Annotated in this window: 25 protein-coding genes and 2 pseudogenes; 15 read left to right on the forward strand and 12 right to left on the reverse strand. The window is 38.9% G+C overall.

The window, feature by feature from the left end; genetic code table 11:
- The first annotated feature begins 46 nt into the window (after nucleotides 1-46).
- Nucleotides 47-1,762 carry a proline--tRNA ligase gene (locus ASF86_RS15430; RefSeq protein WP_056483392.1) on the forward strand — a complete coding sequence of 572 codons (1,716 nt, stop codon included), beginning with the start codon at nucleotides 47-49 and terminating at the stop codon, nucleotides 1,760-1,762.
- A 54-nt stretch (nucleotides 1,763-1,816) separates the two neighbouring features.
- On the opposite strand, the gene ASF86_RS15435 is transcribed toward ASF86_RS15430, so the two are convergent.
- From ASF86_RS15435 to ASF86_RS15450, 4 genes and pseudogenes are all read right to left on the reverse strand, one after another.
- Nucleotides 1,817-2,158, reverse strand: a complete 342-nt coding sequence (locus ASF86_RS15435) for a YegP family protein (protein ID WP_004638995.1) — start codon at nucleotides 2,156-2,158, stop codon at nucleotides 1,817-1,819.
- A 211-nt stretch (nucleotides 2,159-2,369) separates the two neighbouring features.
- Complete coding sequence (locus ASF86_RS15440) at nucleotides 2,370-2,714, reverse strand: zinc ribbon domain-containing protein YjdM (RefSeq protein WP_005036305.1); 345 nt, start codon at nucleotides 2,712-2,714, stop codon at nucleotides 2,370-2,372.
- A gap of 91 nt (nucleotides 2,715-2,805) precedes the next feature.
- Nucleotides 2,806-3,162 (reverse strand): annotated as a pseudogene (locus ASF86_RS15445) (DUF488 domain-containing protein).
- A 142-nt stretch (nucleotides 3,163-3,304) separates the two neighbouring features.
- Nucleotides 3,305-3,757: an SRPBCC family protein gene (locus ASF86_RS15450; RefSeq protein ID WP_005050025.1), complete on the reverse strand. Its 453-nt coding sequence runs from the start codon at nucleotides 3,755-3,757 to the stop codon at nucleotides 3,305-3,307.
- A 39-nt stretch (nucleotides 3,758-3,796) separates the two neighbouring features.
- On the opposite strand from ASF86_RS15450, the pseudogene ASF86_RS20130 reads away from it, so the two are divergent.
- From ASF86_RS20130 to ASF86_RS15465, 4 genes and pseudogenes are all read left to right on the forward strand, one after another.
- Nucleotides 3,797-3,859, forward strand: a pseudogene (locus ASF86_RS20130) (hypothetical protein); the annotation flags it as partial.
- Between the two features lie 113 nt (nucleotides 3,860-3,972).
- Complete coding sequence (locus tag ASF86_RS15455; protein ID WP_056483394.1) at nucleotides 3,973-4,695, forward strand: YgfZ/GcvT domain-containing protein; 723 nt, start codon at nucleotides 3,973-3,975, stop codon at nucleotides 4,693-4,695.
- Between the two features lie 149 nt (nucleotides 4,696-4,844).
- Nucleotides 4,845-5,555 carry a DsbC family protein gene (locus ASF86_RS15460; protein ID WP_056483397.1) on the forward strand — a complete coding sequence of 237 codons (711 nt, stop codon included), beginning with the start codon at nucleotides 4,845-4,847 and terminating at the stop codon, nucleotides 5,553-5,555.
- A gap of 185 nt (nucleotides 5,556-5,740) precedes the next feature.
- A complete protein-coding gene (locus tag ASF86_RS15465) occupies nucleotides 5,741-6,559 on the forward strand; it encodes a tetratricopeptide repeat protein (protein ID WP_056483399.1) in 819 nt (272 codons plus the stop codon).
- A gap of 34 nt (nucleotides 6,560-6,593) precedes the next feature.
- Here the strand turns inward: ASF86_RS15465 and ASF86_RS15470 are convergent, their stop codons facing one another.
- The 4 genes from ASF86_RS15470 to ASF86_RS15485 all read right to left on the reverse strand — a co-directional run bounded on the left by ASF86_RS15470 (nucleotide 6,594) and on the right by ASF86_RS15485 (nucleotide 11,531).
- Nucleotides 6,594-7,517 (reverse strand): AEC family transporter, encoded by a 924-nt coding sequence (locus ASF86_RS15470; RefSeq protein WP_056483401.1) that lies wholly within the window; start codon nucleotides 7,515-7,517, stop codon nucleotides 6,594-6,596.
- Between the two features lie 56 nt (nucleotides 7,518-7,573).
- The gene (locus ASF86_RS15475; RefSeq protein ID WP_056483404.1) at nucleotides 7,574-8,683 is read right to left on the reverse strand and encodes an NADH:flavin oxidoreductase/NADH oxidase; all 1,110 of its coding nucleotides are present in this window, start codon (nucleotides 8,681-8,683) and stop codon (nucleotides 7,574-7,576) included.
- A 9-nt stretch (nucleotides 8,684-8,692) separates the two neighbouring features.
- Nucleotides 8,693-10,831: a TonB-dependent receptor gene (locus ASF86_RS15480; RefSeq protein ID WP_056483407.1), complete on the reverse strand. Its 2,139-nt coding sequence runs from the start codon at nucleotides 10,829-10,831 to the stop codon at nucleotides 8,693-8,695.
- A gap of 133 nt (nucleotides 10,832-10,964) precedes the next feature.
- Nucleotides 10,965-11,531, reverse strand: a complete 567-nt coding sequence (locus ASF86_RS15485; RefSeq protein ID WP_056483410.1) for a DNA-3-methyladenine glycosylase — start codon at nucleotides 11,529-11,531, stop codon at nucleotides 10,965-10,967.
- Nucleotides 11,532-11,607: 76 nt separating this feature from the next.
- Between ASF86_RS15485 and mutM the strand changes: the two genes are divergently transcribed.
- A complete protein-coding gene (gene mutM / locus ASF86_RS15490) occupies nucleotides 11,608-12,432 on the forward strand; it encodes a bifunctional DNA-formamidopyrimidine glycosylase/DNA-(apurinic or apyrimidinic site) lyase (protein WP_056483413.1) in 825 nt (274 codons plus the stop codon).
- Between the two features lie 18 nt (nucleotides 12,433-12,450).
- Nucleotides 12,451-12,741, forward strand: coding sequence for a peptidylprolyl isomerase (locus ASF86_RS15495; RefSeq protein ID WP_003655265.1), 291 nt, complete (start codon nucleotides 12,451-12,453; stop codon nucleotides 12,739-12,741).
- 10 nt (nucleotides 12,742-12,751) lie between these two features.
- Here the strand turns inward: ASF86_RS15495 and ASF86_RS15500 are convergent, their stop codons facing one another.
- The 3 genes from ASF86_RS15500 to typA form a co-directional block, all read right to left on the reverse strand.
- Nucleotides 12,752-13,105, reverse strand: coding sequence for a gamma-glutamylcyclotransferase family protein (locus tag ASF86_RS15500; protein WP_056483416.1), 354 nt, complete (start codon nucleotides 13,103-13,105; stop codon nucleotides 12,752-12,754).
- A gap of 141 nt (nucleotides 13,106-13,246) precedes the next feature.
- Nucleotides 13,247-13,678, reverse strand: coding sequence for a large conductance mechanosensitive channel protein MscL (mscL, locus tag ASF86_RS15505; protein WP_005036267.1), 432 nt, complete (start codon nucleotides 13,676-13,678; stop codon nucleotides 13,247-13,249).
- A 255-nt stretch (nucleotides 13,679-13,933) separates the two neighbouring features.
- Nucleotides 13,934-15,769 (reverse strand): translational GTPase TypA, encoded by a 1,836-nt coding sequence (typA, locus tag ASF86_RS15510; protein ID WP_005036264.1) that lies wholly within the window; start codon nucleotides 15,767-15,769, stop codon nucleotides 13,934-13,936.
- 178 nt (nucleotides 15,770-15,947) lie between these two features.
- On the opposite strand from typA, the gene ASF86_RS15515 reads away from it, so the two are divergent.
- From ASF86_RS15515 to ASF86_RS19815, 5 genes are all read left to right on the forward strand, one after another.
- On the forward strand, nucleotides 15,948-17,306 hold the full coding sequence (locus ASF86_RS15515) for a uracil-xanthine permease family protein (protein WP_056483419.1): 1,359 nt from the start codon (nucleotides 15,948-15,950) through the stop codon (nucleotides 17,304-17,306).
- A 63-nt stretch (nucleotides 17,307-17,369) separates the two neighbouring features.
- Complete coding sequence (locus ASF86_RS15520) at nucleotides 17,370-18,383, forward strand: methyltransferase (RefSeq protein ID WP_056483422.1); 1,014 nt, start codon at nucleotides 17,370-17,372, stop codon at nucleotides 18,381-18,383.
- Nucleotides 18,384-18,404: 21 nt separating this feature from the next.
- Nucleotides 18,405-19,865, forward strand: coding sequence for an amino acid permease (locus ASF86_RS15525; protein WP_005036258.1), 1,461 nt, complete (start codon nucleotides 18,405-18,407; stop codon nucleotides 19,863-19,865).
- 302 nt (nucleotides 19,866-20,167) lie between these two features.
- Entirely contained in the window at nucleotides 20,168-21,373 is a 1,206-nt protein-coding gene (locus ASF86_RS15530; RefSeq protein ID WP_056483424.1) for an RtcB family protein, read from the forward strand.
- A 3-nt stretch (nucleotides 21,374-21,376) separates the two neighbouring features.
- Nucleotides 21,377-21,535, forward strand: a complete 159-nt coding sequence (locus ASF86_RS19815) for a hypothetical protein (RefSeq protein ID WP_005036254.1) — start codon at nucleotides 21,377-21,379, stop codon at nucleotides 21,533-21,535.
- Between the two features lie 123 nt (nucleotides 21,536-21,658).
- Here the strand turns inward: ASF86_RS19815 and omp38 are convergent, their stop codons facing one another.
- Nucleotides 21,659-22,717, reverse strand: coding sequence for an outer membrane protein Omp38 (gene omp38 / locus ASF86_RS15535; protein WP_056483428.1), 1,059 nt, complete (start codon nucleotides 22,715-22,717; stop codon nucleotides 21,659-21,661).
- A gap of 379 nt (nucleotides 22,718-23,096) precedes the next feature.
- Between omp38 and ASF86_RS15540 the strand changes: the two genes are divergently transcribed.
- The 3 genes from ASF86_RS15540 (at nucleotide 23,097) to ASF86_RS15550 (ending at nucleotide 25,472) form a co-directional block, all read left to right on the forward strand.
- Nucleotides 23,097-23,612: a GspH/FimT family pseudopilin gene (locus ASF86_RS15540; protein WP_056483431.1), complete on the forward strand. Its 516-nt coding sequence runs from the start codon at nucleotides 23,097-23,099 to the stop codon at nucleotides 23,610-23,612.
- Nucleotides 23,613-23,720: 108 nt separating this feature from the next.
- Nucleotides 23,721-24,896 carry a thiolase family protein gene (locus ASF86_RS15545; RefSeq protein WP_005036248.1) on the forward strand — a complete coding sequence of 392 codons (1,176 nt, stop codon included), beginning with the start codon at nucleotides 23,721-23,723 and terminating at the stop codon, nucleotides 24,894-24,896.
- A gap of 132 nt (nucleotides 24,897-25,028) precedes the next feature.
- A complete protein-coding gene (locus ASF86_RS15550) occupies nucleotides 25,029-25,472 on the forward strand; it encodes a VOC family protein (protein WP_056483434.1) in 444 nt (147 codons plus the stop codon).
- The last annotated feature ends 25 nt before the right edge of the window (nucleotides 25,473-25,497 follow it).

A 25,497-nucleotide genomic window follows, 5' to 3' on the forward strand; every position in this document is an offset into this window, starting at 1 on the left:
CGTATAATCTGCGTTTTTATAACGCTTAACTTTTAGGACTTTTTCCATGCGCGCAAGCCGCTTTTTATTTGCAACGTTGAGAGAAACCCCAAATGATGCTGAAGTGATTTCACACCAGCTCATGTTACGTGCGGGGATGATTCGTAAATTGGCATCTGGTTTATATACATGGCTGCCGATGGGAACACGTGTGCTTAAAAAAGTAGATGCAATTGTTCGTGAAGAAATGAACCGTTCAGGCGCGATGGAAGTATTCATGCCCGTGACTCAACCCGCAAGTCTTTGGGAAGAATCAGGTCGCTACGAACAATACGGTCCTGAGTTATTACGTTTTAAAGATCGCCATGCGAACCCATTTGTACTTGGACCAACGCATGAAGAAGTTATTACAGATATGGCGCGTAACGAATTAAAAAGTTATAAGCAGCTTCCTGTAAATTTCTATCAAATTCAAACCAAATTCCGTGATGAAATTCGTCCACGTTTTGGTGTAATGCGTTCACGTGAGTTCATCATGAAAGATGCTTATTCTTTCCATGCAACTCAAGAATCATTACAAGAAACTTATGACGTGATGTACGACACATACAGCCGTATTTTCACTCGCTTAGGCTTAGACTTCCGCCCAGTACAAGCAGATACAGGTTCAATTGGTGGTTCAGCTTCACATGAGTTTCACGTTTTGGCTTCAAGTGGTGAAGATGACATCGCATTTTCAACTGAATCTGATTATGCAGCAAACGTTGAAATGGCTGAGGCTGTTTTAGTGGGCGAACGTGCAGCCCCTACTCAAGAATTAAAATTGGTTGAAACACCAAACCAAAAAACAATTGACGATGTATGTCAGTTCTTAAATGCTGATCCAAAGCAATCTGTTAAAGCTTTATTGGTTCAAGGCGTTGCTGACGAAAAAGGTCAGGTTCCTGTCGTTGCTCTATTTGTACGTGGTGACCACGAACTTAATGAGATTAAAGCTGAGAAGCATCCTTTAGTGGCTACGCCTCTTACTTTTGCAACTGAAGAACAACTTCAAGCATTTGGTTTAACTGCTGGCTTTACAGGTCCACAAGGTTTAGTCGAAAAGGGCTTAACCGTGATTGTTGACCGTGCTGCATCTGTTCTTTCAGACTTCGTTGCTGGTGCAAATGAAGCTGACAAACATGCTGTAGGCGTAAACTGGGAGCGTGATGCACAAATTACCGAAGTTTTCGATTTGCGTAATGTGGTTGAAGGCGATCCATCTCCAGATGGTAAAGGCACACTACAAATTAAACGTGGTATTGAAGTAGGCCATATTTTCCAACTTGGGACTAAATACTCTGAAGCTTTAGGTTGTAAAGTTTTAGGTGAAGATGGCAAACCATTTACTGTAACCATGGGATGCTATGGTATAGGGGTAACACGTGTGGTTGCAGCTGCAATTGAACAAAATTACGATGACAAAGGCATTATGTGGCCACAAACCATTGCACCTTTTGAGATTGCAATTGTTCCAATGAATGCGCACAAATCTCCACGTACTCTTGAAGCAGCAGAATCTCTTTATGCAGAACTTCAGGCACAAGGTTTTGATGTATTACTTGATGATCGTAACGAACGTCCGGGCGTTAAATTCTCTGACCTTGAATTGATGGGTATTCCACACCGTATCGTGATCGGTGAAAAAGGTCTTGATGCAGGCACTTTTGAATATAAAGGCCGCCGAGATGCTGAAGCGAGCAATTTAACTAAAGAAGAACTTTTAGCTAAGTTAGCGCGTTAATAAATACATAAATAAAAAAGCAGCTTTTAGAAGCTGCTTTTTTTAACTGAGTTTTTATGCCTGAACTGTTAAATCCTTAATGGTTGTTGATGAACCATTGGTTTTAACAGACTCAATTCCTTTATCTCGTGAAGCTTCACTCGCATAGAACTGACTCGTTCCAATAATCTGATGATTTGCAGCTTTTAAATTGAAATAAGGCTTTCCATTTTTTGCAGTTAAACGCTCATATCGGGCGTCATCACCACTGTTTTTCTGAATTGATTCAATACCATTTACAGCAGAAGCTTTTGCCTTATATAGCTCACTATTTAAAATAGGTTCACCATTTCCTGCCTTCAAGATAAAGCGGTATTGTCCATCACTCGCTTGTGAAATTTCGTACCATCCTGCCATAAAAACCTCATTTTTTTGTTGGTGTGGGTATGACTTTCGTTATTATTCTGGACGAAAGTTATTTGTTATTTATGACAATATAAAGGGGCGATCATTCCTTGAATAGCCCATTTTTTATACTTTTTCGTAATAAAATTATAATGATGTTAGAAATTTAAAAGGTAGAGATATAAGTATATATCTCTACTGAAATGTAATGAAAATTAACAGTTTAAGCTTTTTTTACAAATTCAGACTTAAGCTTCATCTGCCCAATACCATCAATTTTACAATCAATATTGTGGCCATCACTTGCATCTGGAACTAAGCGAATCGTTTTTACTTTCGTGCCTACTTTCACCACTGAAGATGAGCCTTTAATTTTTAAGTCTTTAACTACAGTCACACTGTCGCCATCGGCTAAAATATTTCCATTAGCATCTTTAATAATTTCTTGTTCTTCAGTTGCTAAAGCATCTCCTTCTTTCCACTCATTTGAGCATTCAGGACAAATCAATAAGTCGCCATCTTGGTAAGTATATTCTGATTGGCATTTTGGGCAATTTGGCAAAGACATGAAAAAAATCTCAAAAATTATATTATGCGAGATATGACTCATTTTTTAAAGTTTTAAATAAAACACTTTTACCAAAAAAAAATTTATACATTTACTTTAATTTTTTCTTTAATAAATATTCTTTTAAAATAATTGCATGGTTATTTTCAACATCTTTTGCTGAATATAAGAGCGTGACTTTATGCTTCGATGCGATCTCGTGTAATTCTTTAACTGCTAAGTTGATCTCAAGTTCTTTTAAATAACGCTGTTTAAATTCTTCCCAATGATCCGGCGTTGCTGTATGAAACCATTTCCGAAGTTCAGTTGAAGGAGCCACTTCTTTTAGCCATAAATCTAAATGAGCATTTTCTTTGCTAATTCCCCTACTCCATAGACGGTCAACTAAAATACGCTTTCCATCACTAGGGTCAGCATTTTAATAAATTCTTTTAATGTGTATATCCATCGTCTTTCTCTATGTATGGTTTATATTTTAGCCTTATAAAATCATTCAATATTTTTTTAATTTTGGATAGATCTTATAAAAGAAAAGTGAGTAGATTTAGCTCCACTCACTTTTTAAATATTTCATTAAAATTTTAGAAGGTTTATTGATCTGGGATTTCAGCTTCAACTAATAAGGTAAGTAAAGATAAGGATTCTTGCCATCCCAAATAGCACGCTTCCACAGGAATAACTTCCGGTATTCCTTCTTGCGTAATATGCACTTCTGTACCCACCAATACCGTTTTTAATGTAATGGTGACCTGCATCGTACCGGGTAAATTAGGGTCATCAAATTGGTCGTTATAGCGAATTAGCTCATTTGGAACTAATTCAACATAGGTTCCACCAAAAGCATGTGTTGAACCTGTCGAAAAATTGGTAAAACTCATTTTGTATGAGCCACCCACACTTGAATCAAAACTATGAACCTTTGCGGTAAAACCATGAGGGGGTAACCACTTTACTAAAGCATCCGGATCTAAAAATGCACGATAAACTCGCTCGGCTGGTGCTTTAAACACTCGATGAAATTTCACTGTACCTGTTGCCATCATTATTCTCCTTATTCTAATTTCCTTTGAATTATCGAAATTATGTTTATTAGCTTAAACCTTCGGATTCATCCGAACGTATATTTTTGGTGTTTTTTTAAACAATAAAGCTATCTTTTATACAAAATCAAAATACGAAAACTATGGCTGATTTTTTAGTAAAAATGGAGCAAAATAGTCGGCAATCATAAAGAAACATATTGAATTTGAGATTAATCATGAGTCTGCTCGCTTTCTCCTCATATGCTTTAAACGGTGTAGATGCACAAAAGTTTTTACAAGGCCAAGTTACTGTAGATACTGAACGTTTAGCTGAAAATGAAACACGCTATACAGCCATCTGTGATCTTAAAGGTCGTATCCACTTTGGCTTGTGGTTAAAAAAGATTAATGCTGAAAGTTTTGAAATTGTAGTTGTTCAAGATCAAGCAGAAGAGTTTGCCAAACATATTAAAAAATTTGGTGCTTTTTCGAAAATGACCTTGAGTGAACAAGGTCCTGCTTTTCCAAAAATCTCTGGTCATCAAACTGAGTTTTCTGCACTAGAAACTGATATTTCTGAATGGCAGAAACAAGCAATTCTTTCTGGACAAGCTTGGATTACACAGGCAACTGAACATGAATTCCAACCACAAGAATTGCGTTTACATCAACGTGAAGGTGTCAATTACGATAAGGGCTGTTACCTAGGTCAAGAAATTGTGGCGCGCCTTTGGTTTAAAGCAAAACCAAAACACTGGTTACATCTAGTGCAAGGTACAGGTGAAGCACCTGCGGCGAAAGCTCAACTCCATAACGATATTGAAGTCGTCAATAGTGTTGCAAATGAGGAAGGTTATCTTGCTTTAGTTGTGGCTAAACCTGCTGCTCTAGAAGAGCTGGGCCTTCAAGTTCTTGATTTACCTGAAGCCTTAAGCGGTGATGTTGCCAGACCACAATAACTCATTATTTGCTTAATTTGGAAAGCCCACCTATAAACTTGTGGGCTTTTTTATAGATACAAAATACTAATGAATTCATTAAATTAGAACGTCAATTTTTTAAGTTTTATATGCCATCATTAACCCTGTTGAAATTAAAGAGAAAAAAGATGAAGACTAAACTTGCTACACTCATGTTGAGTTTGGCTATTTTCGGTTCTGCTCATGCTGATGTTAAAACACTTGAACAAAATCTTAAGACAAATTATCCCGATTTGCCTGTAAAGGGTGTTTATCAATCTCCTGTACAAGGCATTTATGAAGTGTATACAAGCGGTCGTATTGTCTATACCAATCAAGAAGCCAAGTATTTTTTTGTAGGTAATTTAGTCGATATTAAACAACAAAAAAATATGACTGAGGAACGCATTGCTGAATTGGGTAAGATTGATGTTAAAAGCTTACCGCTCAATCAAGCGATTAAATATGTAAAAGGAAAAGGCGAACGTACGATCTATATCTTTAGCGATCCTGACTGCCCATATTGCCAACACTTAGAACAAAATATGGTTGGAGTAGACAACGTAACGGTATATGTCTTCCTTTACCCTCTTACCAGTTTGCATCCGAACGCCGAAAAAGTTTCAAATCAAATCTGGTGTTCAAAGAATCCGGCAGAGGCATGGACCAACTATATGCTTAACCGCAAGCTACCTACGACCAGCAAAAACTGTTCGACACCAATCCAGAAAAACATAGCTTTAGGTAATAAATTAAATATTGATGGAACGCCTACCCTATTCTTACAAGATGGTCAAAGAATCGCGGGTGTACCGAGTGATGCTAAACAAATTGAAGCGTTACTCAAGTCAGCAAAATAACACAAACAGCCATTCTGAACTTTTGCTCAGAGTGGCTATTATTTTCTCCATAATTTGCCCAAAGTGCAGTGCTTTATATACAAATCGGCTGTTTACTTTCAGCGTTCAAGATTTATGATGAGAACTTGAAACTATTTAATGCATCAACGGAATGATGTAGCTACGAAGTAAAAGGTTAAAAAGAAATGAAGAAATTACTAATCGCAAGCCTAATCGCTCTTTCAAGTGCATCAATTTTTGCGGCAGATAACACTACGACTGCTGCTAAAACAGATGCTTTTAAACAAGCTGAACAACTCTATGCAGCAAAAAATTACCCAGCTGCATTTCAGGAAATGCAACGCCTAGCTCAAACGGGTAATACTCAAGCCATCTATAACTTAGGTTACATGACCCAAACAGGGCAAGGCACAGCAAAAGATTCTTCTAAAGCCCTTAAGTATTATGAAGATGCATCTAATAAAGGCTACGCCCAAGCCAGTTATACACTCGCTCAAATCTATGAGACAGGCGAACTAGGCGTTGCCAAAGATAGTAATAAATTCAGTCAATATATTCAAAAAGCATCGGCTCAAGGTTCTGATGATGCGACTGTAAAAATTGCTACGATTTTATTTGCTCAGAAAAAACCACAATCTCATCAAATTGCCCTGCAAAAGTTAGCACCTTTAATTAGAAAGGGTAACTACCCTGCGATTCAGGTAAAAGCGCTTTATGATATTAGCCAAGGTGTGGAAAATAAAAACCCACTCATGAAACGTCAAGGTATTGAGTCCTTACAATCAATTGCACAAAAAGGTTATGCACCGGCTTCTATGGCTTTAGCGACCATGATGGCCAATGGCAATATCATTCCGCAAAATTTGCCACAGGCTAAAAAGATTTTTACTGAGTTAGCTAACCAAAATGTTCCCAATGCTAGAGAATCTTTAGCTTCGGTTGATAAAATTATTGCAGAAAAAAGTAAACAACCTACTCCTGCACAGCCAGCCCCAAAAAAATAGTGAATGACTTAAGCCCCGCAAGGGGCTTTTTAATTTACCACCACAAAGCGATAAGTCCGCTCACCCCAATAAAACCAACAACTGTACTAATCATTAAAGGTGTTAAGGCCTTTTCATTTAAACCATATGCTTGTCCAAAAATTCCAAAAGCAATTGGCATCGGTAAAGCAGCAATTAATGTTCCTGCGTAAAGCATTTCACGGCTTACATCTGGAGTGATTAAAAAGAGTGCAAAAATAATAGATGGCATCAGGATAACTTTAAATGTCGCCAACAAAACACTTTGCATGTTTACTGTTGTAATTCCAATCCCAACTAAGCTTCCCCCAATTGCAAACAAAGCCAAAGGTGATGCCGTGCGTCCAAGTAACTCCAAAGACTGATCAAGAGTCGTAGGAAGGTTAACATCTAAAAGAATGCATCCCATCCCAACCAAAATAGCGATAATCACTGGATTCTTGAGTAAATTCAAAAAGGTTTGTTTTAAAAGCGGTAAAAGATTTTGTTGTTGATGTAAACCAGCTTCAGCCAAAATCAGCATGAGTGCCACAATCAATAAATTTTCAATGATTAAGGTTAAAGAAATATAGATTGCTGCATGGTTGCCAATCAACATAGTCAAAATAGCAGTTCCCATGAACCCAGTATTGGACATCGAAGCGCCCATCGCGATTACGGCGCTATGGGTTAAACTATTTTTAAAATATTTTCGATAGAGAATAAAAGCCAAGAAAAATAAAATTAAAGAGCCACCGCCATAAGCAACAAAATAAGCAGGGTGCCAAATGTCTTGTAAGTTTTTATTTGCCAAGGAATGAATTAAAAAAGCTGGCAAAGAAATTTTAATCACAAATGCGCTAAGTGCCCGGATCTGTTCAGGCGTTACCAATTTGATGAGAACACAAACATAGCCCATCAATAGCAATATCAAGATAGGCAAAATAACCTGAAAAACCACCGAACGACCTCACTCATCTAAAGAAAAACGGGCAAAGATGACTTTGCCCGATACAGTTAAAAAGAATTAAAAAGCTGTTTTACCCCGTGAGGTTGGCAACGTAAATACTGAGGCGCAATTTTAACTTCTGCACCTAAAGCCGCTGCTGCATGCCAAGGCCATCTTGGGTCATATAACATGGCACGAGCAAGACCAATTGCATCGGCCTGATGCGAAGTAAGGATACTTTCTGCTTGTTCAGGTTCGGTAATTAGCCCTACAGCAATGACTGGAATAGACACATGTTTTTTCACTTGTTCAGCAAATGGAACCTGATAACCAGCGCCAATCTTAATAGATTGATGTTCGTGTAAACCACCACTAGACACATGCACATAGGCTGCGCCCAACTGCTCTAAAGCTTTTGATAAACCAACTGTAGATTCGATATCCCAGTGTTCTACACCGTCCAACCAGTCGGTCGCAGACAATCTAACTCCAACTGGATAACCAGCAGGAACAGCGAGTTTAATCGCCTGAAGAACCTCAAGTGTCATGCGCATACGGTTTTCTAAAGAACCGCCATATTCATCTGTACGCTGGTTCGCAATTGGCGATAAAAATTGATGTAACAAGTAACCATGTGCAGCATGAACTTCAATTAACTCAAAGCCAGCTTCTACGGCACGTTTTGCAGCGGCAGCAAAATCTTGTTGAACTTGTTTAATTTCATCAATGGTTAAAGCATGAGGTGCTGCATCATGAACCGAAAAAGTACTTTCACTTGGAGCAACCGTTTGCCAACCATGTGGCTGATCTTTTGCAATTTGCCCTTTCCCTAACCATGGTTTTTCAGTAGAAGCTTTACGACCTGCATGCGCTAACTGAATTCCAAATGGCATGGGTGAAAGTGTTCTAACCTTACCCAATAACGTTTTGATTTGGTCACGTTGCTGATCATTCCATAGCCCAAGATCCGCATAACTAATACGTCCCTCAGCTTGAACAGCAGTCGCCTCTACAATACAAAGCCCTGCACCAGATAATGCATAATTTGCCCATTGCTGTTCATGCCAATAGGTCACTTCACCTTCATCTGTTGCCGAATATTGGCACATTGGGGCAATTACAATTCTATTGACCAGTTGTAGTGAACCAAAGTTAACCGTTTCAAATAATTTTGCCATTTTTAATTCCTAGAATTGCTTAATTACACGTAAACCTGCACTCCAGTTACGTCCATCCGCTGGTTCAAAATAGCGACCAGCTGGTTTAGTTGAATCATTTACGATCACTGAACCTGCATAGTTTTTATCAAATAGGTTATCAACACGGGCAAAGCTATTCACTTTCCAGTCACCCATTACCCATGCGTAACCAATATTAGCTGAGGTTACACTGTAGCTTGGCGCTGCATCACTGTTGGTATCATTCACGTATACTTTATCCATATACTGTACATCTATACCACCATATAGACCGTGCGATGGCTGCCAAGCCAAAGAAGCATAAGCTTGGTTTTTAGCAATTCCAGGAATGGCATTGCCCGATGGAATTTGAGCAATACTTCCTAAAGCTGGAATATCAGCATCAAAAGTTGCATCCAAATATGTATAGCTCGCAGTCGCTGTTAAATCTCGCCACAACTTTTTATTCCAAGCAAACTCAACACCTTCACGTAAGGTTTCATCTGCATTGCGGAAGGTTGATCGGCCACCCAAGCTTTCTGCTGAAACAATATCATTCTTAGTTTTTGTTTGAAAAACTGCCAACGTAAAATCACCTAATTGATTTTGTGACTTTAAACCAGTTTCATAAGTATCACTTGTCGATGGTTTTAAATCTAAAGTACTTGCACCACCTTGTACAGGATAGGCCATTTCAGTAAATGTTGGCGTTTCCAAACCTTTTGCGTAGCTTGCATAAACCAAAACTTCTGGAGTGATTTGCCAGCTTAAAGCAACTGAAGGTAACACCTCTTCATAAGATGTCTTACCGCTATTATCTCCATTCAAACCGACAATATAGTGGTCTTTCGTTTTGTAATGGACATTGCTATAACGTACACCCGTGTCGAGACGCCATGCGGGTAAAAACTGCCATGAAGCTTGTAAATAGGGATCAATGTTCCACAAAGTATTGTCTTCATCCCGGCGTAGAGTACCTTTTACACCTTTATCACCAGCATCATTAAAGTTTTGATAACCTTGTCTGTCTTCTTTCATTGCATCAAGTGCAACACCAACACTTAGAGTAGTATTTGGAAGTAACTCTTTGCCCGTCCAACGGAAATCAGCACCATAATAATCACGTTTAAAATCAATTACACCACCTGCCTGATATGGCGTATTTGGATTTTTCTGTACAGTATCAGGAATAGATTGGTATTGAGTGACTTGGCGATTACCTAAATATGCCATGGCATAGAGTTCATTTTTATCATTAACTGGTTTAGACCAAGTCACGCCCGTTTGAGTTTGTTCAATTTTTTTTCGGGCATTATAATCCAGAACATTTTGAGCAACGTGTTTCGGATTATTTTGCCAATCAGCACGAGTTAAACCGCCTGGATCATCTGCATGAATTTTGACATAGTTAGTCACCCAGTTGATTTTGCTTCCATCATCAAGATTCCAACTGAGCTTTGCATTGTTTAATACTTTCTCTGCACCGCTATGTTCTCGGTAACCATCGGTATCGAAATATGATGAACTAATAACATAACTTGGTTCATTCGTACCCTTCGCCCCACCTTGTAGCACGAGCCCAGCTCTGCTTTTATCATGGCTACCACCCGAATAACTCAGCTCAATCGAGTCTTTCCCCTGCCCTTCTTTTGTGGAAGTTAAAATCGTCCCGCCAGATGAGTTTCCGTAAAGCGAAGAAAAAGGTCCTGTTAGAACTTCAACATGGTCCAGACTACTTAAATCGATATTAGAGGTTTGACCTTGTCCATCTGGCATCGTTGCAGGAATACCATCCACATACAGGCGAATACCTCGAACACCAAAAGTTGAACGTGCACCAAAACCACGCATGGAGAGCTGTAAATCTTGTGCATAATTTTCGCGATTACGAATCTGTAAACTCGGTATTCCTTTCACAACTTCAGTTAAATTTACTTGTGAGGAATTATCAACTTGAGGCGCATCTATTCGAAAAACCGAAGCAGGTGTTTGCAAATAGGTTGTATCGGTACGCGTTGCTTCAACATGTAAAGTTGGCAATACCGTAATGTCTTGAGCTAAATCATCTGCCCAAACAAGTGGGCTAGAAATACAACCCATACTCATCAAAATACAGTAATGAAGTCGGTCTAAGCGTAATAAGGACATGCTTATTTCCTTTATTTATATTGTAGTTATGATAACAAAAAGCAGTGTCTTGTCTGGATATAGAATTTGCTCTGCATTGTTTTAAATCTGGAACACACTTAATCACTATCTAAGAACTTACTACCTACTTTAATTAACGACTTAAAGAGGGATGGTCTTTCCAGCAATATCGTTCAGGCCAATCTTTTGCTTCTTCGGCATAATCAATTCCGATACGCGGTGTCATCACCACTTCTGGCTGAGTGGGTGCCGATTCAACCCACAGTCCAGATTCTTCACCTAAAGTCTGACCTTTTAAACTTCGATCAATGCCTAAATATCGTGTGAGTTTGCCGGGTCCAGCTAAAAGCTTATATTCTTTTTTGGTTGAAGCACCATTCAAAAATGCAGAACGAATCATTACCCCTTCAGGGATGCCTTCTGTTTGAGTAATGAGGTTGAGCATTTCATACATGCCATAAATTAAATAGACATAAATCGTGCCACCTGAACCATACATCACCTCTGTTCGAGCTGTACGTTTATCATTGTAGCTATGGCAAGCTTTATCTCTAATTCCTAAATAAGCTTCTGTTTCGGTAATCGTACATCGAATGACATGTCCATCAGCTTGTCGCTTACATAGTACACATCCGACTAAATCATGAGCAACCTGTGAAGTTTCACGTTGAAACCAGCTTAATGGTAAAATATCTGACATAGTAATCTCTGAAATATTACATACCACACGATATACTTGATTATTCCAGTATATCTGTTAATTCTGCGAGTTGGCGATGCCTGAGTTACCCGAAGTCGAAACAACTAAAACCAGTTTATTTCCCTTATTGAATCAAAAAGTTCAAAGTGTAGAAGTACGCAATCCTAGCTTACGCTGGGCAATTCCCGATGATGTTCAAAAACTCGTTGGACAACGTCTTATAGGATTAAATCGACGCTCAAAATATATTTTGGCAGAGTTTGAGCAAGATCAAATGCTCTGGCATTTAGGAATGTCTGGCAGCTTCCGCTTGTGTCAGCCAAATGATGAGCTGAGAAAACACGATCACTTCATCATTCGCTTTGAAGAACATGAGTTACGTTATCATGACCCACGTCGCTTTGGCTGCATTCTCTGGCTAAACTCTGAAACACAAGGGAAATTAATTGATACTTTAGGGCCCGAGCCTTTAAGTACCGACTTTAATGCAGAATATTTAGCTTCAAAACTTAAAAACAAATCTGTCGGCACAAAAATTGCACTTATGGATAATCATGTTGTGGTTGGTGTTGGCAATATTTATGCAACTGAAAGTTTATTTAATGTCGGGATCCATCCCGCACAACCAGCTGCAGACCTAAGCCTTGAACAAATCGAGAAACTGGTGATCGAAATCAAACGGATTTTAAAATCTGCTATTGATTTAGGCGGTTCGACCTTACGTGATTACAGTAATGCCATGGGAGAAAATGGCTATTTCCAACAGACCCTTTTGGCGTATGGACGTGCCGGACAGATGTGTGTTAACTGTGAAACCACATTAGAAAACTTGAAACTTGGGCAACGTGCAAGTGTATTTTGCCCAGAGTGCCAACCCCTCAAAAAGTCCAATAAGCTCTAATTTTCAGAGGAAGTCATAATGCAAACAGCAATCGTCCGACATATTCTGGTCAAAGATAAAGACTTAGCTGAACAGTTAAAAAAGAAGCTACAAAGTGGTGCTGACTTTGCCAAACTTGCTAAGCAATATTCAACTTGTAATTCAGCAAAACGCGGTGGTGAATTAGGCGAAGTCAAAAAAGGACAGCTGGTGCCAGTGATTGATAAAGTAGTGTTTACAGCCGCCGAACGTGTACTACAAGGTCCAATAAAAAGCCAATTTGGTTATCATCTTTTAGAAGTTAAATTCAGAATGAGTAGCTTACGTTGACTCCATTATTTTAATTGTGGTTTTCAGAAGCTTGAGCCTGCGCATTCAGTTGATATGTCCAAGCTTTGATCTGCTCACCTGACTCAAGCTTCACATCAGCTATGACACGTTGATATTGAAAACCTTCAAAATCATCAAGCATCTGCCAGTTTTCTGCCAGTTTTTCTGTGCTAAACAGATAGCCCTCTACCCAATCAGCTTTTGAGTCTAAAACAATTGCTTTTAAGCCTTTGTCGGGTCCCCAATCTAAAATATGAATCACACCACGCACACTGGCTTTTATCCAGTTACCGCCAATCTGCTCTAAAATATGAGCATTTGCTTTATTTGGGCATAAGGTTCCATACACAAAAAGCTGATTCATTTATTTATACCCCTTTTACAATATGTGTAATTGAACTTATCGATAGCCTTTCAATTTTATCAATATCTTTAGCCCAACATAAAATACTTAATAATAAAAAACGGCACCTTAAGTACCGTTTTTTATTAATTCAAAATATTGTTAAGCTTGCTTTTTCAACTCATCACGAATTTCACGCAATAATTGAATATCTTCAGGAGTTGCAGCTGGAGCTTCTGGCTCGTTCTTATCACGGCGAAGTCTGTTTAATAATTTCACCATTAAGAACACAACCCAAGCCAAAATAATAAAGTTGATTAAAATGGTGAGGAAATTACCATAGGTTAAAACATTGATACCTGCTTTTTGCAAAGCATCTAAAGATTGCAGATTGGCAGGGTTTGCTCCTAGAACAATGAATTTCTGCGAAAAATCAACACCACCACCCGTAATTACAGTGATAAGCGGCATGATAATATCTTTTACTAAAGAGTCTACGATTTTGCCAAAAGCACCACCAATAATCACACCAATGGCTAAATCCATCATATTGCCTTTCACGGCAAATTCTTTAAATTCTTGAATAATACTCATCTAAACATCTCCAGATGTCGGGGGTTAAAACACGTTATATTTTTCTTTTTCATTGGCATCTTATCCATTTAGATAGTACTCGCCATGATATTGATAATTTAATATTTTTATCAAAAAAAGAAAGTTATTTCACACTTTAACAACATATTAACTGAGAAGAAAAATATGATTTTAAGCTTAGTTTAATTGCAAATATAACGATTAAAAAAACCGCTAAATTAATTTAGCGGTTTTTTCTTTTTCACTTAAGAAAAATTATTTATCACGGTTACGTTTACGTTCGTTTTCAGTTAAGTAACGCTTACGGATACGAATTGACTTTGGAGTAACTTCAACTAATTCATCATCTTCAATGAATTCAAGCGCTTGTTCAAGCGTGTATTCCATTGCAGGTGTTAAAGTTAATGCTTCATCAGTACCAGATGCACGAACGTTAGTTAACTGTTTCGCTTTAGTTGGGTTAACAACCATATCATCTGAACGAGAGTTAATACCGATGATCATGCCTTCATATACTTCTAACTGTGGCTTCGCGAATAAACGACCACGGTCTTGAAGTGTAAATAATGCATAGCCCAAGCAAGTACCTTGAACCATTGAAATCAATACACCATTTTGACGTTTCGCAACAGTACCTGCTTTTGCTGGACCATAATGCGAGAAGCTTGATGTCATGATCCCTGTACCAGAAGTCATGGTCAAGAATTCAGAACGGAAACCGATCAAACCACGTGAAGGCACAGTTGCTTCAATACGGATACGGCCTTTACCGTCAACTTCCATATTCGTCATTTCACCTTTACGGAAGCCCATTTGTTCCATAACAGAACCTTGGTGCTGTTCTTCAACGTCAAAAGTTACGTTTTCGTAAGGCTCTTGTTTTTCACCGTCGATTTCTTTCATGATTACTTGTGGACGTGACACGCCCATTTCGAAACCTTCACGACGCATGTTTTCAATTAAAACTGAAAGATGAAGTTCACCACGACCAGATACTTTGAAACGGTCTGGACTGTCAGTATCTTCAACACGTAAAGCTACGTTATGGATTAATTCGCGATCTAGACGTTCACGAATATTACGTGAAGTTACGAACTTACCTTCTTTACCAGCAAACGGAGAGTTGTTTACTTGGAATGTCATAGATACTGTAGGTTCATCTACAGATAAAGCTGGTAATGCTTCAACATTTTTCGGATCACAAATCGTGTCAGAAATGTTAAGCGCATCAATACCAGTAATACATACGATATCACCAGCAGATGCTGAATCAACATCAATACGCTCTAAACCATGGTAACCCATGATTTTTAAGATACGGCCGTTACGTGTATTGCCTTCTTTGTCAATTACAGTAACAGGAGTATTTAATTTTACTGAACCACGTTGAATACGACCAACACCGATAACACCTACGAAGCTGTTATAGTCAAGTGAAGAAATCTGCATTTGGAATGGACCGTCAGCATCAACTGCCGGTGGTTCAACGATGTCTACAATCGTTTCAAACAACGGTGTCATGTCTTCCGCAAGTTCTTCAGGTGCAGGACCTGCAACACCACGTAAACCTGATGCATAAACGATTGGGAAATCCAATTGTTCATCAGTTGCACCAAGGTTATCAAATAAATCAAATACTTGATCGATAACCCAGTCTGGACGCGCACTTGGCTTGTCAACTTTGTTAATAATAACGATTGGTTTTAAACCACGAGCAAACGCTTTTTGAGTTACAAAGCGAGTTTGTGGCATTGGACCTTCTTGAGCATCAACGAGTAGTAATACGCAGTCAACCATCGACAATACACGTTCTACTTCACCACCGAAGTCGGCGTGTCCCGGGGTGTCGACGATGTTGATACGGTAAGTTGTATCAGTACGTTTATCTAACCAAGTAATAGAAGTGTTCTTTGCAAGAATGGTAATACCACGTTCACTTTCAAGCGCGTTCGAGTCCATGACACGCTCAATCTCGCCTGCTCGGTCACCGAGAGCACCTGATTGCTGAAGAAGTTTATCGACAAGTGTGGTTTTCCCGTGGTCGACGTGCGCAATAATTGCGATATTACGGAGATTTTTGATATCTGACATGAAAATTCGAAACGCCTGAAATTTGAGGGCAAATTATACAGAAAAACACTACTCTTGAGTAGTGACAGTTTATTGACATTGACAAAAAAAATTTCTAATAGCCTGTATTTCGTTTTGTAAAGATAGTTATCTCGATTAGAATAGCGCCAATTTGCGAAATTGCGGCGTACCTACACCCATGTCCAGTCAACATTCCCAAGACCATTTAGACCTTGTTTATGGCTTAAATGATCGGCCAAAACCGTTGATAGCTTTTTTAGCAGCTTTTCAACATTTGCTTGCGATTATTGTACCAATTGTTACGCCCGGCCTTTTAATTTGTTTAGCTTTAGGTGTTTCACGCACTGAAACTAACATGATTTTATCGATGTCTTTGGTGATTTCAGGCATTGCTACATTCTTACAATGTAAAAAAGTTGGTCCATTTGGTGCTGGTCTTCTTATTGTTCAAGGCACAAGCTTTAACTTTATTGGTCCTATTATTGGGATTGGTAGTGCAATGGTTGCCGCAGGAACACCTGTAAACCAAGTCATGGCTGCAATATTTGGTGTGGTCATTGCAGGTTCCTTCATTGAAATGGGTGTTTCGCAAATTCTTCCATGGGTAAAAAGACTAATTACTCCTTTGGTGACCGGTATTGTTGTTCTATTAATTGGCTTAACACTTATTAAAGAAGGCTTGATTAGTATGGGTGGTGGCTACCAAGCCATGCAAGATCATACTTTTGCAAGTGCAGACAACCTTATTATGTCATGTACCGTACTTGCCATTATTGTTGTTCTAAATCGTATTCGAGTGGTTTGGATTAAAAGTTCAGCTATTTTAATCGCTTTAGTGAGTGGTTACATTCTTGCTGGATTTATGGGACATCTAGATTTCTCTGGTATTAAAGATGCACCACTCGTACAAATTCCAACACCAATGCACTTTGGTTTGAGCTTCTCTTGGGGTTTGTTCATTCCAATGGCATTCATTTATTTGGTGACCTCTTTAGAAGCAATTGGTGATGTGACAGCAACTAGTAAACTTTCCAACCAACCTGTTAATGGTCCAGTATGGATGCAACGTATTAAAGGTGGTGTGTTAGTTAATGGTGCAAACTCTTTATTGGCAGGATTATTTAACACTTTCCCTAGTTCTGTTTTCGCTCAAAACAATGGTGTAATTCAATTAACTGGGGTTGCTAGCCGCTATGTAGGTATCTGGATTGCCATTTTACTAATTTTATTAGGTCTATTTCCTGCGGTAGCTGGTGTGATACAAGCAGTTCCTCAAGCGGTTTTAGGTGGCGCTGTTATGGTAATGTTCGGTGCAGTGGCTGCATCAGGTATTAATATTCTGTCTTCAGTTCATCTTGATCGCCGAGCATTATTAATTATTGCCATCTCACTTGCATTAGGTTTAGGTGTTGCTCAAGTTCCTCAAATTTTAGAGCACCTTCCAGAATTATTTAAAAATATTTTTAGCTCTGGCGTGGCAACAGGTGGTATAGCAGCATTAATTTTAAATGTTGTGCTTCCTGAAACTCATAAATAACTAACTTTTAATTTTGATTACTGCCCAGCTCCCACTGGGCATTCTTCTTCATGAGAGATGTACATGGATCCTAGAAGTGAAGTGGTATTAAGACAGCAAGACTATTTAAAAGGTAGAATCCTGTTAATTAATGCACCGAATGATGCCTTAGTCAGTCAATTACCCGCTGGGACTGATGCGTCAGTCTGGACATGGAACCATGCCGACTATCAGGGATTTATAAATAGTGGAACAAAAGCGCACTTCTCAGTTGAGTTTCCATCACAAGAATTCGACCAAGCAATCATTTTTGTTCCAAAATCTAAAGAGCTCTTGAATTACATATTGCATGTAGTGATGAGTCATCTTAAAACCAATCAAGCTGTTTTTTTAGTGGGCGAAAAAAAGGGTGGCGTAGAAAGAGCCGCCAAACAATTACAAAACTTCGGCAAAGTACTAAAACTTGATAGTGCCCGCCACTGTCAACTGTGGCATTTAAAGATTGAGAAAACTGAAAAGATCAAACCTCTGGAAAGCTGGCTCAAAACCTATAGTGTTCAAATCAACGAACAAGAGCTTACGATTTGTGCCCTACCCGGTGTTTTTAGTCAAAATCACCTAGATGTCGGAACTGCTGTTTTACTCCCTTATCTTAATCAGGTGAAATCAGGTAGAATTGCCGACTTCGGGTGTGGTGCTGGAATTATCAGTTGCTATTTGGCAAAAATAAATTCAAGTAATATTATTCACGCCCTAGATATTGATGCTTTCGCTTTACGGTCAACGGAAATGACTTTTAGTCGAAATGGAATAGGTTCAGACCAGTTGAGATTGCAGCCTGTTATAGGTATTGCAGACGCTCCAACAGAACTCGATGCCATTGTCAGTAATCCTCCTTTTCATCAAGGTATTCATACCAACTATGATGCAAGTGAAGGACTCTGCCAGAACGCTAAAAAACATTTAAAGGCATCAGGTGAGCTATGGATTGTAGCAAACCGTTTTTTAAATTATCCGATCTTAATTGAGAAGCACTTTGGTCAGTGCCAGATTAAAACTGATCTTCAAGGCTTTAAGGTGTTATATGCCTGTGCATAACAAACTATGTAAGGAATCTCCATGAGCGAAACACATGCTCCTGAAAAACTCCAGCGTAAGCTTGGGGCTCGTCATCTGAATATGATCGCCATTGGTGGTTCCATTGGTACAGGCCTCTTCCTTGCTTCTGGATCAACCATTGCAAATGCTGGTCCGGGTGGAGCGCTACTCGCCTACTCTCTCATTGGCATTATGATTTACTTCTTAATGACCAGCTTAGGTGAGCTTGCAACCCACACCCCAACTTCTGGTGCTTTTTTTACATATGGCAGTCGCTATGTCGAAGAGGGCTTTGGTTTCGCTCTAGGCTGGAACTACTGGTACAACTGGGCAATTACGGTTGCATTCGAACTTGTTGCAGTTCAGTTTATTATGAAATTCTGGTTCCCTGATATACCTGGATTCTATTGGAGTGCCCTGTTCCTTGTCGTTATCTTTATGATTAATGCAATGACAGTAAAGGGGTTCGGCGAAAGCGAATTCTGGTTCTCAATGGTAAAAGTGATCGCCATCGTTGCCTTTATTATCATTGGTTTAGCCATGATCATTAAGATTATGCTAACTCCAGGTGTCGCAGCTTTTGGAAACTGGACCTATAAAGAAGCACCTTTTGTAGGTGGTTTACAGGCCATGATTGGTGTTGCAATGATTGCCGGATTCTCTTTCCAAGGAACTGAGATGGTTGGCGTTGCCGCTGGCGAATCAAAAGATCCAAAGAAAACGATTCCACTTGCAATCAAACAGATTTTCTGGCGAATCTTACTGTTTTATATCTTATGTATTTTCATTATCGGCACTCTCATTGCCTATGATGACCCAAATTTGTTGCAAGCTGCTACCACTGAAAATATTGCGCTTTCTCCGTTTACCTTACTCTATGAAAGAGTTGGCTTTGCTTTCGCGGCTGGTTTGATGAATGCTGTCATTCTTACCGCTATTTTGTCAGCAGGTAACTCGGGCATGTATTCTTCAACTCGCATGTTGTTTAAAATGGCTCAGGAAGGCCGTGCGCCAAGGTGGTTTGCAAAGCTTGATGGTCGTGGCGTTCCGATGAATGCACTATATGCCACAACATTTATCGCCGCATTTTGTTTCTTGACAACTTTTATTGGTGAAAAGCAAGTATTTAACTGGCTACTCAATATGTCAGGTATGTGTGGCTTTATTGTTTGGCTAGGAATTGCTATTTCGCACTATCGTTTCCGCAAAGGTTATATTGCTCAAGGCTATAAATTAGAAGATTTAGCATACCGTGCCAAATTTTTCCCATTTGCCCCTTGGTTTGCATTTATCCTATGTTCAATTATTATTTTGGGACAAAACTATCAGGCCATTTTAGGTGGAAAAATTGACTGGTTAGGCCTACTTTCAACCTATATTAGCTTGCCATTGTTCTTAATTATCTGGTTAGGCTATAAGTGGAAAAATAAAACCAAACTGATCCCTTATGATCAAATGAACGTCAAACCTGAACAAGATTAAAAATCGATTTCAATAGACAATTAAAAGTAAATCTTTCAATAGACAATTTAAAGTTAATCAAAGATCAAAAACTTGATCTTTGATTAAAAAGAGGTAAAATGCCGTTCAGATTTTCAACGGCACTTTTAAATAAGGAGGACATCATGCCAGCAGTACAAGGTAAAACAGACTAAATAATTTGGCACGATGTCAGCTCACGGACAAGTGTACAAATTCACTTCACTTGTCCGAATGCTCAAATTTAAGACCTAGCATTCGCTAGGTTTTTTTATGCCTGCTCGGACAAAAATAAGAGAAAAATTATGGGCATACAAAAAATATTAAACGAGGAAGCACTTTACGGTGTTCCCGTTAAAATTTTCACTCAAGATATAGATAGTGAAAGTATTGAACAACTCAAGAAAATGGCTCAACTGCAATTTATATACTCACATATTGCTGTTATGCCAGATGTTCACGTAGGAAAAGGTGCGACTGTAGGCAGTGTTATTCCGACGAAACATGCCATTATTCCTGCTGCTGTAGGCGTAGATATTGGCTGTGGAATGAATGCAATTCGTTTAAGTCTAAAGGCTTCTCAATTGCCAGATAGTTTAAGTCGTTTACGCGATGCAATCGAACGTAAAGTACCCGTCGGATTTGCTTTACACAAACAGGTTAAGGCAAAAGCTTCAAGCATTATTCCACTTGAGAAAAGCTTAGAGCCGATTATCAAAAAGCATCCTGGTCTTGTCCGGATGCTTCGACAATTTGATGCGACATGGCAAAAACAGCTAGGTACGTTAGGTGGCGGCAACCACTTTATCGAGCTCTGTATTGATGAAAATCAAGACGTATGGATCATGCTGCATTCGGGTAGTAGAGGGCTTGGTAACGTTATTGGCACTTATTTTATTGAGTTAGCCAAGAAAGAGGCTCAGCATCGTTTTGGTCATGTACCTGATAAAGATTTGAGTTATTTTGCCGAAGGCTCAAAAAGTTTTGATGACTATGTGCAAGCGGTAGAATGGGCTCAAGGATATGCTTTTGAAAATCGCAAAGAAATGATGCGATTAATATTAGAAGCAATTCGCCCTCTTCTACCTTCTTTTCAAATGACAAAAGAGGCTATTAATTGTCATCATAATTATGTAAGCCGTGAAACACATTTCGGTGAAAATCTATTGATTACCAGAAAAGGCGCAATTCGTGCTGGTTTAGATGAATTAGGCATTATCCCAGGTTCAATGGGAGCAAGATCTTATATCGTTAGAGGTAAAGCAAACCCTGAGTCATTTTGTTCTTGTTCTCATGGGGCCGGTCGTAAGATGAGTCGAAGCAGGGCAAAAAATCTTTTTAACCAGCAAGATCTTATTGAACAAACCCAAGGTATTGAATGCCGTAAAGACAGTGGGGTTGTCGATGAAATCCCAAGTGCTTATAAAGATATTGATGAAGTCATGGCAAATCAGGCCGACCTCATTGAAGTTGTCCACACACTTAAACAAGTTTTATGTATTAAGGGTTAAAATATGAAAATTAAAGAAATGTCAAAGATCAAAGTCCGTAATCAAGTAGCTCTTTCTCCTTTACTTCACAAAGGCGGGATGCATGAAACGGAAAAGCCGCGTGCCCAACATCGTAGAGATAGACAAGATACTAAACAACAATTGAGAAAAGGTGATTGGTAAATATTTTAGAAAGTAAACAAAAGAAATTATTATGAAGGAGACATCGAAATGATTAAATATTTTAAAAATCGCAATAAAAAAGCGACTCTAACGAGTCGCTTTTTTACTGTTCAAGAACTCAAATTATTGAGCTGCTGCAGGAGCTGCCGCTTCTTGACCAGGTTGAACAACTACAGTACGGCTACCAGTGATTGTCGCGAATACACGACGGTTCATAGCACGGCCTTCTTTAGTTTTGTTGTCAGCAATCGGTTGATCCCAAGCGAAACCTTGAGTAGACAAACGAGATGCATCAACGTTGTATTCGTTTACAAGAGCTGATTTAACAGAGTTAGCACGAGCTAAAGATAAACGTTCGTTTAACTTACGTGGACCAGTGTTATCTGTGTGACCTTCGATACGTGCAGTAGCGTTAGGGTATTCAGTTAACTTCTCAGCAACTTTAGCGATTTCTGGCTTGTATTGGTCTTTGATGTTTGATTTGTTAGTATCAAAGAACACACGAAGTTCCATGTTAAGGTCTTCAGTTAACTCTTGTGGTTGTGGAGCAACTGGAGTTGGTTCAACTGGAGCAACTTCTACTACAGGAGCAGCAGGCTTCAAGTGACCACCAAGAACTACGTTTAAACCAGCAAGAGCTGTATAGTTCCAGAATTTTTCGTCAAAGTTATAAGTACCACGAGCTTCTGTACGAAGAGATAAAGCATCGTTTAAGCGCCAGAAAGCACCAAAACCAGCATTACCTAAAGTACCTTCTTCATCATTATGGTACGCAAGATCAGGAATCTCGTATTTGTAGTGACCAGCACCTAACAATACGTATGGCTTGATTTTGCTGTCATAGTTTTTAGTGATCAAATCAGAAGTAACATAGAAGTTACCGTTGATTTGTTTTTGTTTGTATTCAGCGCCAGCTGCAAGGCCGTCTACATCACCTTTAACTTGGTTATATTCAGCTTCGAAACCTAACCATGGTGTTAACTCAATACCAAGAGCAGCACCAACGAATAAATCGTCTTGTAGTTCAGGTCCGTTAGTTAACTCGCCATCTTTACCGCCATTGTTGTGTTGAGTGTCTTGGAAAGTGTAACCAAGCAATAATGGTGTAACAGTTACGCCAGCATTAGCAGCAGCTAATGGAGCAGCGACAAGCATAGCAAGTGCAATACGACTCAATTTCATGGATATCCTCCAGAGATAACAATTGTTGTTCAAGCTCAGCCTAAATTTATTGGCCCCTGAGATATTTTTACCCCAGTATTATTTTTAAGCTATTCACATTTGAATCATACAAACACTTGATAGACTTTCCAAGTGCTTGATAATTTTAATCAAGTAAATTATTGACAAAATTACTTACAATTTCCGTTGTAATTCGGTAATTTTTTACTCAACTAGCAAATATGAACAACTTCTTTCTTTCGCTTAGGGTGATTTTACCAGTATTCTAGCGTCCTGATAACCTTTATTTAATTTTGTGTTTCCTCATTATAAAAAGCCATATAAATCATTGATAGAACGCACAATATCAAAATATTTCTTTATATATTAAGGAATTTTAATGTTTAAATCTCCTGGTTTCACACTGATGGAACTCATCATAACGCTCGCAATTCTTATGATTATGTTCACTATAGCTCTTCCGTTATACCATCAATTTATGGCTTCGGTAGAATTAAAAAACACTCCTCGACTACTGACAATTCATATACAAAAAGCCAAATATGACGCAATTCTACGACATAAGAGTGTCGTACTTTGCCCAAGTGTTGATTTAACGCTGTGTAATAGTAATTGGGATACAAGCCTTATAAGCTTTGTAGACACAAATCATAATCTACAGAGAGAAAGCGACGAAGAGATATTGACCAATGTTGAACTTAATCACCGTTATGGTTCTTTAAAATTTCAAAAATTTGGAAAAAAACTAAATAGTATTGTATTTCAGGGAGACACTGGACTGCCACGTGAGTCTAACGGCAGTTTTACATATTGTTCTTATGATCAGCTTAAAAACTTTAAATTGGTTCTCAGCAAAATGGGACATATTCGTTTAGAAGATTTAAAAAATTGTTAGAACTCTACAGTCTAATGCAGAAGATATTTCTCTCTGATTTTTGCAATATACTGCCTAGGTTTTAAACATTTCTTATTTTGAGATTAAGAACAACTGGAGATTAGAACAATGACTGACATCGTAATTGTTAATGGTGCTCGTACTGCCATGGGTGGTTTTCAAGGATCGTTATCGGGACTTACTGCGCCTGAACTAGGTGCTGTAACCATTAAAGAAGCAATCGCAAGAGCAGGTTTACAACCTACTGATGTCGAAGAAGTCATTATGGGTTGTGTTCTTCCTGCTGGTTTAAAACAAGGCCCTGCTCGTCAAGCAATGCGTAAAGCTGGCTTGCCGGATTCCACAGGTGCTGTAACGATTAATAAGCTTTGTGGCTCTGGCATGAAAGCAGTAATGCAAGCAACCGATATGATTAAAGCAGGCAGTGCTGAAATTGTTGTTGCTGGCGGTATGGAGTCCATGACAAATGCGCCTTATGTTTTACCAAAAGCACGCGCTGGCTATCGTATGGGTCACGGCGAAATTAAGGATCATATGTTTCTTGATGGACTTGAGGATGCTGAAACTGGTCGTTTAATGGGTTCTTTTGCTCAAGATATGGCAAACACACGTGGCTATACACGTGAGCAAATGGATGACTTTGCAATTCGTTCTTTGAAACGTGCTCAAACAGCGATTACTGAAGGCTATTTCAAAGATGAAATTGTTTCGGTTACCGTACCTAGTCGCAAAGGCGATGTTGTTGTTGATCAAGATGAACAACCTCTAAATGCAAAGATCGACAAAATTCCTTCACTTAAACCAGCTTTTGCAAAAGACGGAACAATCACCGCAGCAAACGCGAGTTCTATTTCGGATGGTGCATCTGCATTAGTACTGACATCAAGTGAAGTTGCTGCTCAACGTGGTTTACAGCCGCTTGCGAAAATTATCGCAACAGCATCAAACTCTCAGCATCCTTCAGAATTTACAATCGCTCCTGTTGGTGCTATCGAGAAAGTTCTGAAAAAAGCTGGCTGGAATGCTCAAGACGTTGACCTTTGGGAAATTAACGAAGCTTTTGCCATGGTCACCATGTGCCCAATTGATGATTTCAAACTTGATGCTGAAAAAGTAAATATCAATGGTGGTGCTTGCGCATTAGGTCACCCTGTTGGTTCTACAGGTTCTCGTATCATTCTTACGTTGATCCATGCTCTTAAACGCACTGGCGGTAAAAAAGGTATTGCTGCACTTTGTATTGGTGGTGGTGAGGCTACAGCCGTTGCAATTGAACTCATTTAATTAAAAAAACAATATTTCAAAATCCCGCTTCAGCGGGATTTTTTTTATGAAAAAACTACAAAAAATGACCCACAAAATCACTTTTACGTTTTAACTTATTCTTCTAAATGAAAACAACAATGGACTATAACAATGCAACTCAATCACTATCTCAACTTTCAAGGTCAGGCAGAGCAAGCATTTAATTTCTATAAGTCAGTTTTTGGCGGTGAGTTTGGCATGTTGAGCCGCTATGGCGATATGCCACCTACTGAAGGCGTGACTTTATCGGAAGCCGATAAGAATCTGGTTCTTCATGTTTCACTGCCAATTAATGAATACACCGTACTTATGGCATCAGATACAAATGATCAGTTCTGTGCCCCTAACAGCGTTTTTACCCAAGGTAATAATCACTACATTTCGATTAATCTTGAAAAAGATGAGCAAGAAAAAGCAAAACAACTTTTTGATGCTTTATCTGCAAATGGTCAAATTGAAATGCCTCTAGAAAAAACGTTCTGGGGTGCATTGTACGGCGCTTTTACCGATCAATTTGGTGTGAAATGGATGGTCAACTGCCAGCTTGATACTTAATATTTTCAACACTTAACCTCATAGA

Source organism: Acinetobacter sp. Leaf130 (assembly GCF_001423205.1).
Classification (GTDB): domain Bacteria; phylum Pseudomonadota; class Gammaproteobacteria; order Pseudomonadales; family Moraxellaceae; genus Acinetobacter; species Acinetobacter calcoaceticus.